The organism is Mycobacterium xenopi, assembly GCF_009936235.1.
Lineage (GTDB): Bacteria > Actinomycetota > Actinomycetes > Mycobacteriales > Mycobacteriaceae > Mycobacterium > Mycobacterium xenopi.
Window position 1 is genome coordinate 4729134 of the sequence record NZ_AP022314.1, and the last position, 14287, is coordinate 4743420.

General features: G+C 64.4%; 13 protein-coding genes and 1 pseudogene. 6 read left to right on the plus strand and 8 right to left on the minus strand.

All coding sequences use genetic code 11. The features are described from left to right. Positions 1 to 25: 25 nt before the first annotated feature. A complete protein-coding gene (locus MYXE_RS22650; RefSeq protein WP_071700183.1) occupies positions 26 to 865 on the minus strand; it encodes an alpha/beta hydrolase in 840 nt (279 codons plus the stop codon). A gap of 46 nt (positions 866 to 911) precedes the next feature. Between MYXE_RS22650 and MYXE_RS22655 the strand changes: the two genes are divergently transcribed. Beyond that, complete coding sequence (locus MYXE_RS22655) at positions 912 to 1883, plus strand: sigma-70 family RNA polymerase sigma factor (RefSeq protein ID WP_039890493.1); 972 nt, start codon at positions 912 to 914, stop codon at positions 1881 to 1883. Between the two features lie 39 nt (positions 1884 to 1922). Here MYXE_RS22655 and MYXE_RS22660 read toward each other — a convergent pair whose 3' ends face one another. Further along, on the minus strand, positions 1923 to 3062 hold the full coding sequence (locus tag MYXE_RS22660) for an NAD(P)H-dependent amine dehydrogenase family protein (protein ID WP_071700177.1): 1140 nt from the start codon (positions 3060 to 3062) through the stop codon (positions 1923 to 1925). 62 nt (positions 3063 to 3124) lie between these two features. Here MYXE_RS22660 and MYXE_RS22665 point away from each other — a divergent pair, with 62 nt between their 5' ends. The 5 genes and pseudogenes from MYXE_RS22665 (at position 3125) to MYXE_RS22685 (ending at position 8155) form a co-directional block, all read left to right on the plus strand. After that, positions 3125 to 4003 carry a MarR family transcriptional regulator gene (locus tag MYXE_RS22665; protein ID WP_039890428.1) on the plus strand — a complete coding sequence of 293 codons (879 nt, stop codon included), beginning with the start codon at positions 3125 to 3127 and terminating at the stop codon, positions 4001 to 4003. 43 nt (positions 4004 to 4046) lie between these two features. After that, positions 4047 to 4759 (plus strand): annotated as a pseudogene (locus tag MYXE_RS22670) (zinc-binding dehydrogenase); the annotation flags it as partial. Positions 4760 to 4791: 32 nt separating this feature from the next. Then, positions 4792 to 5517, plus strand: a complete 726-nt coding sequence (locus MYXE_RS22675; protein ID WP_004571654.1) for a pirin family protein — start codon at positions 4792 to 4794, stop codon at positions 5515 to 5517. A 64-nt stretch (positions 5518 to 5581) separates the two neighbouring features. Further along, positions 5582 to 6934: a YhgE/Pip domain-containing protein gene (locus MYXE_RS22680; RefSeq protein ID WP_085195394.1), complete on the plus strand. Its 1353-nt coding sequence runs from the start codon at positions 5582 to 5584 to the stop codon at positions 6932 to 6934. Between the two features lie 159 nt (positions 6935 to 7093). Next, entirely contained in the window at positions 7094 to 8155 is a 1062-nt protein-coding gene (locus tag MYXE_RS22685; RefSeq protein WP_004571652.1) for a phosphodiester glycosidase family protein, read from the plus strand. Positions 8156 to 8285: 130 nt separating this feature from the next. On the opposite strand, the gene MYXE_RS22690 is transcribed toward MYXE_RS22685, so the two are convergent. From MYXE_RS22690 to MYXE_RS22715, 6 genes are all read right to left on the minus strand, one after another. Further along, positions 8286 to 10163, minus strand: a complete 1878-nt coding sequence (locus MYXE_RS22690) for a fatty acyl-AMP ligase (RefSeq protein ID WP_071700175.1) — start codon at positions 10161 to 10163, stop codon at positions 8286 to 8288. 187 nt (positions 10164 to 10350) lie between these two features. Then, a complete protein-coding gene (locus tag MYXE_RS22695) occupies positions 10351 to 11028 on the minus strand; it encodes a YoaK family protein (RefSeq protein ID WP_048890432.1) in 678 nt (225 codons plus the stop codon). Between the two features lie 30 nt (positions 11029 to 11058). Further along, on the minus strand, positions 11059 to 11907 hold the full coding sequence (locus tag MYXE_RS22700; RefSeq protein WP_412176924.1) for a mammalian cell entry protein: 849 nt from the start codon (positions 11905 to 11907) through the stop codon (positions 11059 to 11061). Then, the gene (locus MYXE_RS22705; RefSeq protein ID WP_053093977.1) at positions 11874 to 12494 is read right to left on the minus strand and encodes a mammalian cell entry protein; all 621 of its coding nucleotides are present in this window, start codon (positions 12492 to 12494) and stop codon (positions 11874 to 11876) included. The genes MYXE_RS22700 and MYXE_RS22705 overlap by 34 nt, the downstream gene beginning before the upstream one ends. After that, the gene (locus MYXE_RS22710; RefSeq protein ID WP_048890430.1) at positions 12491 to 13468 is read right to left on the minus strand and encodes an RDD family protein; all 978 of its coding nucleotides are present in this window, start codon (positions 13466 to 13468) and stop codon (positions 12491 to 12493) included. The genes MYXE_RS22705 and MYXE_RS22710 overlap by 4 nt, the downstream gene beginning before the upstream one ends. Then, positions 13465 to 14091, minus strand: a complete 627-nt coding sequence (locus tag MYXE_RS22715) for a hypothetical protein (protein WP_004571646.1) — start codon at positions 14089 to 14091, stop codon at positions 13465 to 13467. The genes MYXE_RS22710 and MYXE_RS22715 overlap by 4 nt, the downstream gene beginning before the upstream one ends. Positions 14092 to 14287 lie beyond the last annotated feature (196 nt).

Sequence of the window (14287 nt, forward strand, 5' to 3'; positions counted from 1 at the left end):
GGCTCTGACATTGCGGCGCGGCGACTCACAGTCTGGCGTTGATCCACAAGACCACGTCGTCGAGGACCTGGTTTCGCTCCGGCTCGTTGAACACCTCGTGGTAAAGGCCCGGATACACCTTCAGTTCGACGTCAGAACTGCCCACGCACTCGACGAGCCGCCGACTGCCCTCGACGTCGATCAGCCGGTCCTGTGAGCCGTGCACGACCAGCAGGGGCGCAGTGAGCGCCGCGGCGCGTTGCGGCATGGTTTCGCCGACCCGCAGCAGGGCGCGGGCTATTCCGGCCGGCACCTTGCCGTGGTGCACCAACGGATCGCTGTTATAGGCGTTCACCACAACCGGATCGCGGGAGATCGCCTCGACGTCGAGCTCCTGCACCGGCAGCCCTGGGGCGATCGCACCCAGAATCTTGGCGGCGAATGCCAATAACGGCGACACGGCCGCATGCGCGGCCACGGCCGGCCCCGACAGCACCATCAGGTCGTAGTTGTCGGGCCGCTCGACACCGTAGGCGAACACGATGGCACCGCCCATGCTGTGCCCCAATACGATGCATTTACAGCCGGGATGGTCCTTAGTAGCGAGGCCCACCAGTGTGTCGAAGTCGCCGGTGTACTCCGAGATGTCCTTCAGCCGCACCCGTTTGCCGCCCGAACGGCCGTGTCCGCGGTGGTCGAGTGCATACGTCGCGAGGCCGTCGGAAGCGAACCGCTCGGCCACGTGGTCGTAGCGACGAGCGTGCTCGCCAAGCCCGTGCGAGAGGACAACTACCGCGCGTGGTGCGGTGTCTGGCATCCAGGCGTCGTAGACGATGCGTACACCGCCGACGCCGTCGAAGGTCCGTTCAGTGCGGGTGGTAGGCATCAGAGGCAGCGTAGCCAGCGGATGTCAGATCGTCTGCGTAAGCTCTATCCGCGTGAGTGTGCTCACCGAACGCCGCGACGGCGATTTCTTCGCCCAGGCTGAGCCGTACCGGCGGGAACTGCTTGCGCACTGCTACCGGATGACAGGGTCGCTGCACGACGCCGAAGATCTGGTGCAGGAAACCTATCTGCGGGCCTGGAAGGCCTACGACCGCTTCGAAGGCAAGTCGTCGGTGCGGACTTGGCTGCACCGCATCGCGACCAACACTTGTCTGACCGCGCTGGAAGGCCGGCAGCGCCGACCGTTGCCGAGCGGGTTGGGCGCGCCCAGCTCCGATCCCACCGCCGAACTGGTGGAGCGGACGGAAATCGCATGGCTGGAGCCATTGCCGGAATTCGCCGCCGATCCATCCGACATTGTCGGATCGCGCGAGTCGGTGCGATTGGCGTTCATCGCAGCGTTGCAGCACCTGTCGCCCCGGCAGCGGGCGGTGCTGTTGCTGCGTGACGTGCTGCAGTGGAAGGCCGCAGAGGTGGCCGAGGCGATCGGCACCAGCACCGCCGCCGTCAACAGCCTGTTGCAGCGGGCCCGCACCCAGTTGGAGGCCGCGGGCCCCAGCCCCGACGAGCGATTGGCGGCGCCGGATTCGGCGGAAGCCCAGGATCGGTTGGCCCGCTACATCGCGGCGTTCGAGGCCTATGACGTGGACCGGCTGGTGGAGCTGTTCACCAGCGAGGCGGTTTGGGAGATGCCGCCGTATGTCGGCTGGTATCAGGGTCCGCAGACGATCGCCACCCTGATCCGCCAGCAATGCCCCGCACAGGCGGCCGGGGACATGCGACTGATCCCGCTGCTGGCCAATGGGCAGCCGGCGGCCGCGATGTACATGCGCGATGGTGACCGTCATTTGCCGTTCCAGCTGCAGGTGCTCGACATCACCGAGGCCGGCGTCAGCCACGTCGTCGCCTTCCTCGACACCATGCTGTTCCCAAAATTTGGTTTGCCGGCATCGCTCTAGCCCGCCGAACGTGGATTTGCACCCTGGGGATGATGTGCATCAAGTCCACACTCGGCGCGAGTCCGGCGGCGGCCCGGTCACCGGGCGCACCAGGCCGGTACCGGTGATCAGCGGCAGATCCTGCGCCGATAGCAGCCCAGGCGGTGCTGCGCACACCGCGGGGATGGCGTTGACCATCCGGGAGGCGCCGGCGATGCGCGCACCCAAGTCGTGATCGTGGTCGTCGGCTAACTCAAGCTCACAGCGCATGCTCGGCGAGCCGTCGATCTCGACGCGGTACACCCCGCGGCCCGAGGCGGCACCGTAGCCGAGGTCGCGTGGCGCAATCCCGACATGTGGCTGGGGCCAGTCCGGGGCGATGTCGTCGTGCATGCGGGTGACATGGTCGACGACGAAAGTCGGCCGGTCCTCGACGTACCCGGTCAGCGTCGAACGCATCGCCGCGATCGTCCCGGCAGCGATGTGTCCGGTGGGAGTGTCGAACGACTCCTCTGCGGGTATGCGCTCGACACTTTCCTCCACGCGATCTATGCGCACGTCGAGACCGGCGGCAAGTTGGTACAGCACCGGGCCCCAGCCGAATGTGAACACCCCCGGGGTGGCCGCGAGCACGGTGGCCTCCGGCGGCTTGCCGAAGCCGAGGATCTCGTATACCGCCGATCTGTCGGGATAGGTGGCGTAGTTGAAGATCTCTGTCACGCGGACGCTTTCGATCACCCGTGAGATCCCTGAAAGTGCCAGTGGTAATAAATCATTGGCAAATCCGGTATCGATTCCTGTGGTAAAGAACGACGCCCCGCCAGCCAGCGCGGCCTCTCGCAGCGGGTCGGTGAACGCCGGATCGACGGCGTCGGGAAACACAAGCGGCACCAGCGAGCACGACACCACGTTTTTGCCGGCCCGCAAGATCGACGCCATATCCTCGACCGCCTCCATCGGCCGCAGGTTGGCCGCGGCCGCGTAGACCACGGCATCGGCAGGCCCGGCGAGCATGGGACCGGGATCCTGGGTCGCCACCACGCCCACGGGGTCGATCCCGCAGAGTTGCCCAGCGTCAACACCGGCCTTGGCATCGCTGTGGACGACGAGGTCGACCAATTCCAGCTGCGGGTGGTCGATCACGGCGCGCAGGGCGATCAGCCCCATCGAGCCCGGACCCCACACGCCGACCTTCCACATCGAGCTTCTCCTAATATTAGGAAGTATTTCGTTAGTATCTGGACGGATGCTAGGAGGCGACGATGACCGCGTCAACAGCGACCCCCGCACCCGCCAAATCCCCTCCCACCCGCCGTGTCATGGATCTCCTTGCCGCGCTTGCGGAGTCGGGGGAAGCCAAGACGTCGGCTGAGCTTGCCAAAATCTGCCGCATGAGCACCTCGACGTGCGCGCTGGTGCTCGCCGAGCTGGAACGGGCAGCCTGGGTGACGCGGCGTGAGGATCGCCGCTATGCGCTGGGCAGCGGGCTGTTCGGGATCGTTCATGGTTTACGGGCGCAGTTCCCGCTGCTAGATCGCGGCCGCGAGGCGCTCACCTTCCTGCACGAGAAGCTCGGCGCGGGTTGTTCGATGTCGAAAATCGGCGACCGGCATCTGACCACAGTCGACGCGGTCGGCCATGGTTCGAGTGCTGATGCCGTCGGCCAGCGCTTCCCGATTGATCCGCCGTTCGGCTTGGTGGCGATGGCCTGGCGCGACGACGACGCCGTCGAGGAGTGGCTGCGTCGTGTCACGCCCCGGCTGACGCGCGCCGACATTGCCACGTACCGTGCCGTGCTCGCCGATATCCGCACCCGCGGCTACGGCGCGTGGCGCTTCGACGAAGCCCACGCCGCGCTGCATGACCGCCTCGCCGCGGTTTTGGGGTCGGTGGAGCCGACGGCCCAAGTGGCTCGCGAGCTCAGCACGCTGATGACGATGGTGACCCTGAGATCGGTAACACGCACCCTTGAAACAGACTTAGCTGCAACAGAATTCGTGGTGCTCCCGATTTTCGGGCATAACGGCCAGCCGCACTACCAAATCGAGATTCATTTGGGTCGGGCCCCGGCGCTGACGCTTCCCGAGCTCGAGGCGGCACTTAGAAGTGCACAAACCATGCTGGCCGCGGGCGTCGGTTGATCCCCGGGGGACATCGGGACAAGAGGCTGTAGCGATGATTTTTTCTCTGCTCGGCACCTTCGCGCCCTACATGACCGTGCACAAGGATTCGGTCGTCAAGATCGATCCGACCATCCCGTTTGAGCCCGCTGCGATCATGGGCTGTGCCGTGCCGACCGGCTTCGGGTCGGCGACCAACGTCGCCGACGTTCAACCTGGTGAGACGGCGGCGTCGGCGGCATCGGGATGAGCGCGTTGCAGGGCGCCGTGTTGTCCGGCGCCAAGCACGTCATCGCGATCGACTCGGTCGAATTCAAACGTGAGCAGGCCATGAAGTTCGGCGCCACCCACGCCTACGAGTCGATGAGCGCCGCGATTGCGCCGATGATGGACCTGACCTACGGCCTGATGGCCGACAAGACCATCATCGCGGTCGGCGAGATGCGTGGAGAATACCTCGAAGAAGCGCTGACCCTGACCGCCAAGTCCGGCACCTGTGTCGTCACCGGCATGGGCGCGATGACAGACGTGGACGTCAAGCTCAACCTGTTCTTGTTTGCGATCTTGCAAAAGACGTTGAAAGGCAACATCTTCGGCGGTGGCAGCTCGCACGTCGAAACACCGCGCCTGGTGGGGCTCTACAAGTCTGGGCTGCTCAAAGTTGACGAGATGATCACCAACATCTACCGGCTGGAAGACATCAACGACGGCTACCAAGACATGCTGGACGGCAAGAACATTCGCGGGGTCATCCGCTACACCGACGCCGACTGGTAAGCGGTCACGGCCGACGGACTACCCTGGGGCTAATGCGGGCCACCGTGGAGATCCGGCGTGCGGCCGATCGGTTTGTCACCACGACTTCCTGGCTGACTTCCAGGCATTCCTTTTCCTTCGCCGACCACTACGACCCGGCCAACACACACCACGGGCTGCTGCTGGTCAACAACGACGACATCGTCGCACCGGTCAGCGGGTTCGACACGCACCCCCACCGCGACATGGAGATCCTGACATGGGTGTTGCAGGGATCGCTGGCCCATCGGGACTCCGCCGGTAATCGCGGTGTGATCTACCCTGGGCTGGCCCAGCGCATGTCGGCCGGCAGCGGAATCCTGCACTCAGAGAAGAACGATTCCCCTACCGAGCCAGTACGTTTCGTCCAAATGTGGGTGCTACCCGACGAAACCGGGATCGCCCCCGGCTACCAGCAACACGAGATTGACGACCAACTGCTGACCGCCAGCCTGACGACCATCGCCTCCGGCATACCGCGACACGACGCCGCTATCACCATCCACAACCGCAACGCCGCGTTGCACGGGGCGCGGCTGCGGCCGAGCAACGGCGTCGACCTTCCGGCGGCCCCGTACCTGCACCTGTTCGTTGCACGCGGCCAAATCGTGGTCGAGGGCATCGGCGAGCTTGACGAGGGCGACGCAGTCCGCTTCACAGCATCCGACGGCCAGCGGGTCACCGCCACCGGGCCGGCAGAAATCCTGGTCTGGGAGATGCACGCCGAACTTGGCGGCTAGCGCCGCCGTGAGCGCGAACACATCCCCCCGGGGCATAAGGTGAGCCCGACGAAGAGGAGTCGGTATGTCTCACCCACAGACACGACACGCGGCAACCTCCCCGCCCACCCACGATCCCGGCCTTGCCGCGACACGAGAAGCGGCCCGGCACCGGGCTAAGGCCGGGGCGAGAGCTACGCGGACGGTACGGTTTTGGCTGGTGCCAATCGTGATCACCATCGCGATACTGTCGGCCCTGGCCGCGCTGTATCTCGGCGGAATCTTGAACCCGATGAGCAACTTGCGGCACTTTCCGGTTGCGGTGGTCAATGAGGATGCCGGGCCTGCGGGTACGCGCATCGTCGAGGGTGTGACGTCCGGCTTGGACTCGACTCAGTTCGACGTGCGAGTGCTGTCCCGGCAAGAGGCCTGGCATGAGCTCGATACCGCGGCGGTGTTCGGCGTGGTAGTGATACCGCCGGACTTCTCCTCGAAGCTGCGGGACCTGCCGCAAGCCGCGGTCGGGGCCGGACCCGCCGTACGGCCGGTGATCAGGATCTCCACGAATCCGCGGGCGGGAACGCTGGGCGCCAGCATCGCCGGTCAAACGCTGACGCGCGCGATGGCGGTAGTCAGCACCAAAGTGGGAGAACAGCTTAGCAGCCAGGTGGCCCAACAGACCGGTGGGGCAACGTTGGCCGGGGCGGTGTCGCTGCTGTTGGCCAGCCCTATCGACGTGCAAAGCAGCGTGCACAACCCGTTGCCCGACGGCACCGGCAACGGGCTCTCGGCGTTCTATTACGCGCTGTTGCTGCTGTTGGGGGGCTTCACCGGCAGTATCGTGGTCAGTACCCTGGTCGATTCGATGCTTGGTTACGTTCCAGCGGAATTCGGCCCGGTGTACCGGTTCGCCGAGCAGGTCAACATCTCGCGGTTTCGCACCCTTCTGGTGAAATGGGCCTTGATGCTGGCGCTGGCGCTTCTGACATCTGCGGTGTACCTGGCGATCGCCAGCAGCCTTGGCATGCCGTTCACGCACGGCTGGGTGTTGTGGCTCTACGGCGTCTTCGCGATCGTGGCCGTCGGTGTCACCTCTACAGCGCTCATCGCGGTCCTTGGCTCGCTGGGCTTGCTGGTGAGCATGTTGGTTTTCGTGATCCTGGGCTTGCCGTCGGCCGGCGCGACCGTCCCGCTACAGGCAACGCCGTCGTTTTTTGGCTGGCTGGCCAAGTTCGAGCCGATGCACCAGGTTTTCCTGGGTACCAGGGCGTTGTTGTATCTCGACGGCCGGGCTGATGCTGGGCTGTCGCAGGCGGTGACGCTGACCGCCCTCGGCCTGGTCATCGGCTTGCTGCTGGGTGGCATCGTCACGCGCATCTACGACCGGCGCGGTTATCACCGCATCCCGTCGACGGCTGACACGCCAGCTGTCCAGTAGCCGATGGGCAAAGTTCAAGCGGCGGAACGTAATTCGACTGCAGCTAAAGCGTCACACGACTGTGACATAAGTTGACGGTGTTATCTCAGTGGTTAATGTTGTGCTTGTTGTACCGACCTCCCGTGCGCGAAAGGGCGACCTGTGCCGACTCTTGCCGCCATGTTCCGGCGGATGGCAGCCAGCTGCGCCGCGGCGGCGCTGTGTGCGGCGCTGACGACCAGCACCGGGCAGCCGGTCGCCCGCGCCGAGGCCCGCGACCTGCTCGCCAGCGCCATTGCCAACACCAGGGGGTCGTATCTGGTTTACAACTTCGGCGCTGGTCATCCCGCGCCCATGCTCAACGCCGCCGGCAACTGGTATGACGGCAACAGCGGTGGCCATCTGATGATCATCAAGGCTGCCTCGCAACGACTTTCACCGCATCTGCTGGTCGATAGCCACACCGGTTATCAGGCCCGTTGCGAGCGCAATCCCGGTGCGCGCACCAGCGACGGGTTGCTGCAAGCGTCGGAGATCTACCCGCCGCTGCAGGCTTGGCAAGTGTTAGGCCAGCCGACGATCGCCATCAATGCCAACTTTTTCGATATCCGTGGACAACGGGGCGGGTCGTGGAAATCGACCGGTTGTAGCTCGCCGCTGGGGGCGTTCGTCGACAACACCCGCGGCCAAGGCCGGGCCAACCAGCCGGTCACCGGCACTATCGCCTACGCGGGCAAGCAAGGTCTTTCCGGCGGAGACGACCACTGGTCGGCGTTGACGACGATGATTCTGCCAACCGAAGGCGCACCGTCGGTGATTCGGCCCAGAAGCAGCAACGATTACGACGCCGCCGCGCCGGTCATCCAAAGTCTCGTCGAGAGGGGATCCCGGTTCGTCGCGGTCAGCGGGATCGGGCTGTTGTCGCCGGGCGATACCGGTCAGCTCAACGACGGCGGTCCCAGCGCCGCCCGAACGGCAATCGCGTACTCACGGCAAAAGGACGAGATGTACGTGTTTCAAGGCGGCAACTACACGCCGGACAACATCCAGGACCTGTTCCGCGGCCTGGGTAGCGATACCGCGGTGCTGCTCGACGGTGGCGGGTCGTCGGCGATCGTGCTGCGCCGCGACACCGGCGGCATGTGGGCCGGCGCCGGATCCCCCAGGGGAAATTGCGACACCCGTCAGGTTCTTTGCGACTCCCACGAGCGTGCGCTGCCGAGCTGGCTCGCGTTCAACTGAGCCCGCCGACTCATCGGCTTGGCGCAGCGGTTATTCCCGGCCACGCCGACGTCAACCAATCCGCACTGCGGCTATTTAGGCACGAGGGCTGTCCAGATTCGTGGCAGCGAACCGATAGCCGCCCAGTCTGTTAGCGCGACGTCAAAGGTGTACCCAAACGCCCACTCAGGTATTGCGCACGACATTCCCGGCGAGCCAACTTGCCGCTGGTGGTGCGTGGAATGACACCCGCCGCCACCAAACGCACATCGGCTACCGATAATCCGTGTCGGCGAGACACCGCAGCCCGGATCGCGTCGATCACCGGTTGCGGATCGGCCCGGCCTGCGCCCGCCGCGCGTTCGGCAACAATCACAAGCGCTTCCCCGCTGCCCTGTGGGTGCGCTCCCGCCGGCAGCTCGTGAACCGGCACCGAGAATGCCGCGACCCGACCTGACCGCACCGCCGGCGACGCCTCAACGGCGGTGGCCTCGATGTCCTGCGGGTAGTGATTGCGTCCGTCGATGATCACCAGATCCTTGATACGTCCGGTGATATAGAGCTCGCCGTCGAGGTAAACGCCCAGATCACCGGTCCGCAGCCAGGTGGCGTCCAGGGGCGCCCCGTCGGCGTGGCTGCCCTCCGGGAGTCGGGAACGCAGCGTGTTGGCGAACACCAGCCTGGTTTCCTCCGGACGTGCCCAGTAGCCGCGGCCGATATTGTCGCCGTGTAGCCAGATCTCGCCGACCTCGCCGTCGGGCAGCTCCTCGCCGGTGTCGGGATTGACGATGACACCCCACTGGCTGCGAGAGATCCGGCCGCAGGAGACGAGCGGCATCGCATGCGGGTGATCGGCGGTGACGCGCACCGCGTGGCCGGCCGTCAATTGCTCCCGATCGAGATAGGTGGCGGTTGGCTCAACGTTGGGGCCGGTGGTCGAGACGAACAGGGTCGCCTCGGCCATCCCATACGACGGTTTGATTGCGGTTGTCGCCAGCCCGTGGGGCTCGAATGCCTTGGCGAACTTCGTAATCGAGTCCATGCTGACCGGTTCGGAACCGTTGATCAGAACGACGTTGCTGAGGTCGAGTTCCTCGCCCGTCGCAGGAAGACCGCGTTGCGCCACCAATTCGAACGCGAAGTTCGGGGCGGCTGTCACCACCCGGCGCTGCCGCGACTCGGCCGCCAATGCGCGCATCCACCGCAATGGTCGACGGATGAACGCCATTGGCGACAGTAGCGTGACATGCCCGCCGTAAAGCACCGGAAACCCGATCATCATCAGGCCCATGTCATGGTAGAGAGGCAACCAGCTGACCCCGCGGGTGTCGGGGTTGAGACCGAGGGAGAGGATCATCTGCAGCAGGTTGGTCCCAGCAGCGCGATGGGTTATCTCCACCCCGGTCGGGGTGCGCGTCGAACCCGACGTGTACTGCAAATAGGCGATGTCGTCGGTGTCGACTTGCACGGGAACGAACGCCTCGCCCACCACGTCGGGTACGTGATCGATCGCGACGACCCGAGGCCTGTCAGCGAGTGGGCGCTTACGCATAAACGCTTGAACAGCTTCGCTCGCCGAGGCAGTGGTCAGCACGACGGTGGGCTGCGCATCACCGAGCACCGCCTCAAGACGTTCGGCATGGCCGGGCAGTTCCGGTGCGAACAACGGCACCGCAATGGTTCCCGCCCTGATCGCCGCAAAGAATCCGGCTACGTAGTCGAGCCCCTGCGGGGCTAGGATCGCCACCCGCTCGCCAGGTGCTGTGACCTGCTGCAGGCGTGCGCTGACGGCCTGCACTCGGCTGCCGAGTTGGGCCCAGGTCAGCTCAACGGACTGTCCCTCGACCGACTGGGCATAGTCCAGGTAGCGGTAGGCGACGAAATCACCGAACTCGGCGATATTGCGTTCGAGAAGAGACATCAGGTTAACGCCAGCGGGCAGTGCGATGTCACCATTGGCGTCCAGGTAATCCTCGGGCCGCAGCGAAGTCCTGCGATCGCCAGATTCGGTCGTTGGCGCGGGGGTCATAGCCAAAAGTCTAAAGGCACACTGCCTCGAAACAGCCTCAAGCCAGGCGTTATCGACCGGCTCGACAACAGCCGAATTCCGGTTGTTGCGACGTTTCGGTGGATAGCTGACAGCTAACTAGCTACGACGCACGTCGGTCGTCGTTCGGGGCGAGCGAGTGCGCGCCTCGCCAGCCGTACAGCACTACTCAACTGTCAGCTTTTCGCCCAAATCGGAACATCAACAGGCTCGACAGCACCACCAGGGCGGCCAAGGCGATCACCGGTGCCACGGCCACTCGCGATAACGTCGCACCCAGCACCGCACCGCCGCACATCGTGAAAACGACGCTGTAGCGCAGCTTTTCACGATGTCCAGTTCCGCCAGCCAGCCTGCTATCGAAACCGAGGCCGACGATCGTCGAGGTGAGCACCGTGGTGGTAAGTTCCTGGACGCCGAACTGGCGGGCTGTAGCGTTTTGCACGCCGAACGTCAGGCCCAGCCCCGCGATCAGGATGAGCTTGGTGTTGTCGCGATAATCCAGCACCCCCACCCCGGCCAGAACCGACAACACTGCCAACATCGCGACCTCCATACCCAGCGCCGCGACCAGCCATAACCGCGTCTGCCCGCCGAGGTGTCGCGCCAGGCGGCCGCCGATTACGGTGCCGGCCAGAAAGCCGCCGAAGGCGACCACCGCTGCGGTCAAGTCGACCCCGGAGGGGACAAACCAAAATCCCAGGAAAATCACGTTCCCGGTCATATTGGCGACGAACACATGGCCGAGAACTAGGACGCTGATCGCGTCGACAATTCCGGTTGCAAACGTCAACAGCAACAGCGCGGCTACCGTTGACCGGTGGGACACCGGCGAGGCAACGGCCATGGCTTCCAGTATCGTTCGGCTGAACTGGCGTTACAGCCGTGGTGTCAAGTCCAGCGACGTGATTGTCGTCATCCGGTTCACCAGCCAACGTCCGTGCGCACGCTTCATGAACAGCCGATAAGACAAATACTTCAGCGACGGAATACCTTTGGTCAGAGGGCTGGTCGAGGTCGTGTTGGTGTACACGATCGCGATGGCTTCCGGCCCCGCAAGCGATTCCACGGCCACCCCGGTGACCTGGGTGTTGTTGGTTACCTTTGCCTGCTTGTTGGCCGGCGCGATCCCGTCGACGAATTTGCGGTACTGCGCTTCGAAATCACCGCTGAGGTAGTTCGCCGCGCGATCAGCCAGCGTGTCCATATTGTCCGGTGTGTAGGTCCACAACGTGGTGATGGCATCGGCTGCAGTGCGCGCGATCTTGAGCTTGGTGGCCACGGTGGCCCGATCGGCCAGATAAGGCTGCACTGTAGCCCCCGCGAAAGCCGCGGAGCCGACGAACAAAGCGGCCGCCACACCGACCGCGATGACGAGCCTCTTGCCGGCCGGTCGCCGGGCAGGTGCGCCATCCTGGTCGGACATGTCGGCGGCGTCTTCGGCCTCGGCGTCTGCATCCTGTTCCTCGTCACCGCTGCTGGTCTCGGCGACACCGGCGTCGGATTTGTGGTCGGCAACCTCGCGATGGGGGGCGTCGGTTTCGACAGGCCCGGCCTCCACCCGGTCCTCGGTGGCGGTATCCGTCGCCGAATCTTTGTCGATGCCACCGGACGTCGCTGCGTCGGTTCCGATTCGGGCCCGGCGACCACGTCCCCACCGCCGGGGCATGCGATGCGACGGCTTGCGTCCGGTCACATCACCTGCACGAGGTTGCTGATCTTCCACTGGTTCCCTTCCTGCCTCGCCGTCGCCACCCACCGTGTAGCGTTCTCGAACACCTGCTTGCCGTCCGGGGACTTCGCGGTGACATCAACGGCGACGAGCACGTTGGCGCCGCCATCGTCGGTCCACCGTTCCACGCCAGCGTCGAGCACTGTGCCTTTCGTCGGTTCACCTCGGGCGACCTGGACGAGGACCTCGTTCTCCTTGTCCTGGTATTGCTTCGCGAAATCCCCTGTGGCTTCAGCTAACACGCGATCGACATAGTCATTGGCGTGGAATGGATCCACGGAGGTGAACTGCGTCATGAACGAACTGACGTAGGTCAGTACCGCCGCTTCTTTAGCCGCGATCCGCCGATGGGATTCGTGCGAGATCAGCATCAGAGCACATGTCGAAATCGCGGTCACCATGATCACGACGGCAACCGTCGTAGCAAGCGCCAATCCCCATCGTCCTGACCGCAAACCCGCGCGGACCTCCGACATTAGGACTCGCGGCCTAAGCCGCAAAGCCAACCGTCGCGACCGCTTCAGGGTAGGGGCGACCAGCAGTGGTTCGTCACCGGGTCGAAACTTGCGGCGTGGGCTCATTTTCCGCGACCCACTGGTCTGGGTTTGGTCAGCACTGTCAGATCGTCGACGCGCCACCGGGCGTCGGAACCCTTCGCGAAAGTCACCCGGACAGTCGCGCTGATATACCGCTCACCAGGTGGCAGACCGCGCTGCCCTTGCATGAACAACAACATCGTTGCACGGTCAGTGGATACCGATCGTATCGCGCTGTTGGCCACCCAGTACTGGTTGACGACCGGTCGCCCTTTCTGCACCGCTTGCTGCTGGGCGGCGAGTTGTTCACGGTATTTGTCGGTCGTCAACGACCGGGCATGCTCGAAGTCGCTTTGCAGGGTTTTGGGATCGTAGGTCAGCATCTCTGCGACGATCTTGGGTCCCTGTACCGCAACCTGTTTCCGGACCTGGTCGAGCGCGTGGTCGTGGCGGTACACCACCCAGTAGTCCACCGCGACGCCCGCCAAGCACAGCAGCGCCGCAGTCAGCACCGCCACCCCGGTCAGGCGCCTGATCTTGCGCGGGCGCCGACCCCGATCGACCCGCCGCACTTCCGTGCGCAACAGCAGGTCTGCGAACGTACGCTTTCGCGGATCCCACAGTGGCCAAAGCCAACCCACCAACACCGATCCGGTATCCAGCAGGTGCGCGAGATCTCTCAGCAGCAGCCGCCACGGACCCGCCGCTTCGCCGCCTTGCCGCACCACTGCGATGCCACAAAACGCCCGGCCCATGCTCCAACCGGTGATCGTCGGTAGCAATGACCGGTTGACCGCCATGAGCATGAAAACGAAGCCGATGACCGAAACGCACAACCACCAGTAGGCGCTGCGCAGCGGCACGCTCAACGCGACGAACGCCATGGTGGTCAACACCGCAACACCTGGCAATACGTCCACCGCAAACGCGGTAGCGCGAAAATGCCACGGCGCCAGATGATCTCGCGGATCGACGTTGGTGTCTTGTGTGGTCGCCGCGGTGTCGGCGACCGCTGTCACTTCGTCACCTGTTCGAGTTTGGAGATCTTATACCGCCCCTCGTCAGATGCCATCTTGACCCGCAGGCGGTAGCCGCTTTCCTGCTCTTTGGCTTCGGCATTGGTCACCTTGACGCGAAGCGCTACCAGCACATCGATCGAACCGTCGTTGTTGTTGCGTTCCACTGCCGCACGCATGTCCGACACCTGAACGCGAGCATTCGCGGCCTGATACGCGTCGACGAGCAGGCCGCTGTACAACGCGGCTTGCGCACCGAAATCACCGGTGGAGCACTCGATGATCTTTCGCGCACTCTCGGCCATGGCACTGGTGTCCGGTGCCTGCGTTGCCGAAACGCATTCCTTCGCAGCCTGAATGGCTGCCGCATCGTCGCGAGCGAGGGTACGACTGTGCTGGTGGGCGCGTAGTGCCAAATAGCCGCCGGCGCCGACGCCGCCGGCCAGCAGCACAAGCGCCGCGGTGATACCGATAAACCAACGGCGATCCAACCGCGACGGGCTTCCCTCCACACCCTCAGACTCCGCCTCGGTTCCGACCTCGGATTCCTTCGAATCCTCGGCCTTCACCTCCGTAGTGGTCTGGTCGGTTCCGACCTCGGATTCCTTCGAATCCTCGGCCTTCACCTCCGTAGTGGTCTGGTCGGTTCCGACCTCGGATTCCTTCGAATCCTCGGCCTTCACCTCCGTAGTGGTCTGGTCGGTTGCGACCTCGGATTCCTTCGAATCCTCGGCCTTCACCTCCGTAGTGGTCTGGTCGGTTCCGACCTCGGATTCCTTCGAATCCTCGGCCTTCACCTCCGAAAACGACGAGTCGTCCGCA

Excerpts from the sequence above, each read along its gene's own strand:
- MYXE_RS22660 (WP_071700177.1), bottom strand. The coding sequence starts at position 3,062 with ATGTGGAAGGTCGGCGTGTGGGGTCCGGGCTCGATGGGGCTGATCGCC.
- MYXE_RS22675 (WP_004571654.1), top strand. The coding sequence starts at position 4,792 with ATGCGGGCCACCGTGGAGATCCGGCGTGCGGCCGATCGGTTTGTCACC.
- MYXE_RS22690 (WP_071700175.1), bottom strand. The coding sequence starts at position 10,163 with ATGACCCCCGCGCCAACGACCGAATCTGGCGATCGCAGGACTTCGCTG.
- MYXE_RS22705 (WP_053093977.1), bottom strand. The coding sequence starts at position 12,494 with ATGAGCCCACGCCGCAAGTTTCGACCCGGTGACGAACCACTGCTGGTC.
- MYXE_RS22695 (WP_048890432.1), bottom strand. The coding sequence starts at position 11,028 with ATGGCCGTTGCCTCGCCGGTGTCCCACCGGTCAACGGTAGCCGCGCTG.
- MYXE_RS22650 (WP_071700183.1), bottom strand. The coding sequence starts at position 865 with ATGCCTACCACCCGCACTGAACGGACCTTCGACGGCGTCGGCGGTGTA.
- MYXE_RS22665 (WP_039890428.1), top strand. The coding sequence starts at position 3,125 with ATGACCGCGTCAACAGCGACCCCCGCACCCGCCAAATCCCCTCCCACC.
- MYXE_RS22680 (WP_085195394.1), top strand. The coding sequence starts at position 5,582 with ATGTCTCACCCACAGACACGACACGCGGCAACCTCCCCGCCCACCCAC.
- MYXE_RS22685 (WP_004571652.1), top strand. The coding sequence starts at position 7,094 with ATGTTCCGGCGGATGGCAGCCAGCTGCGCCGCGGCGGCGCTGTGTGCG.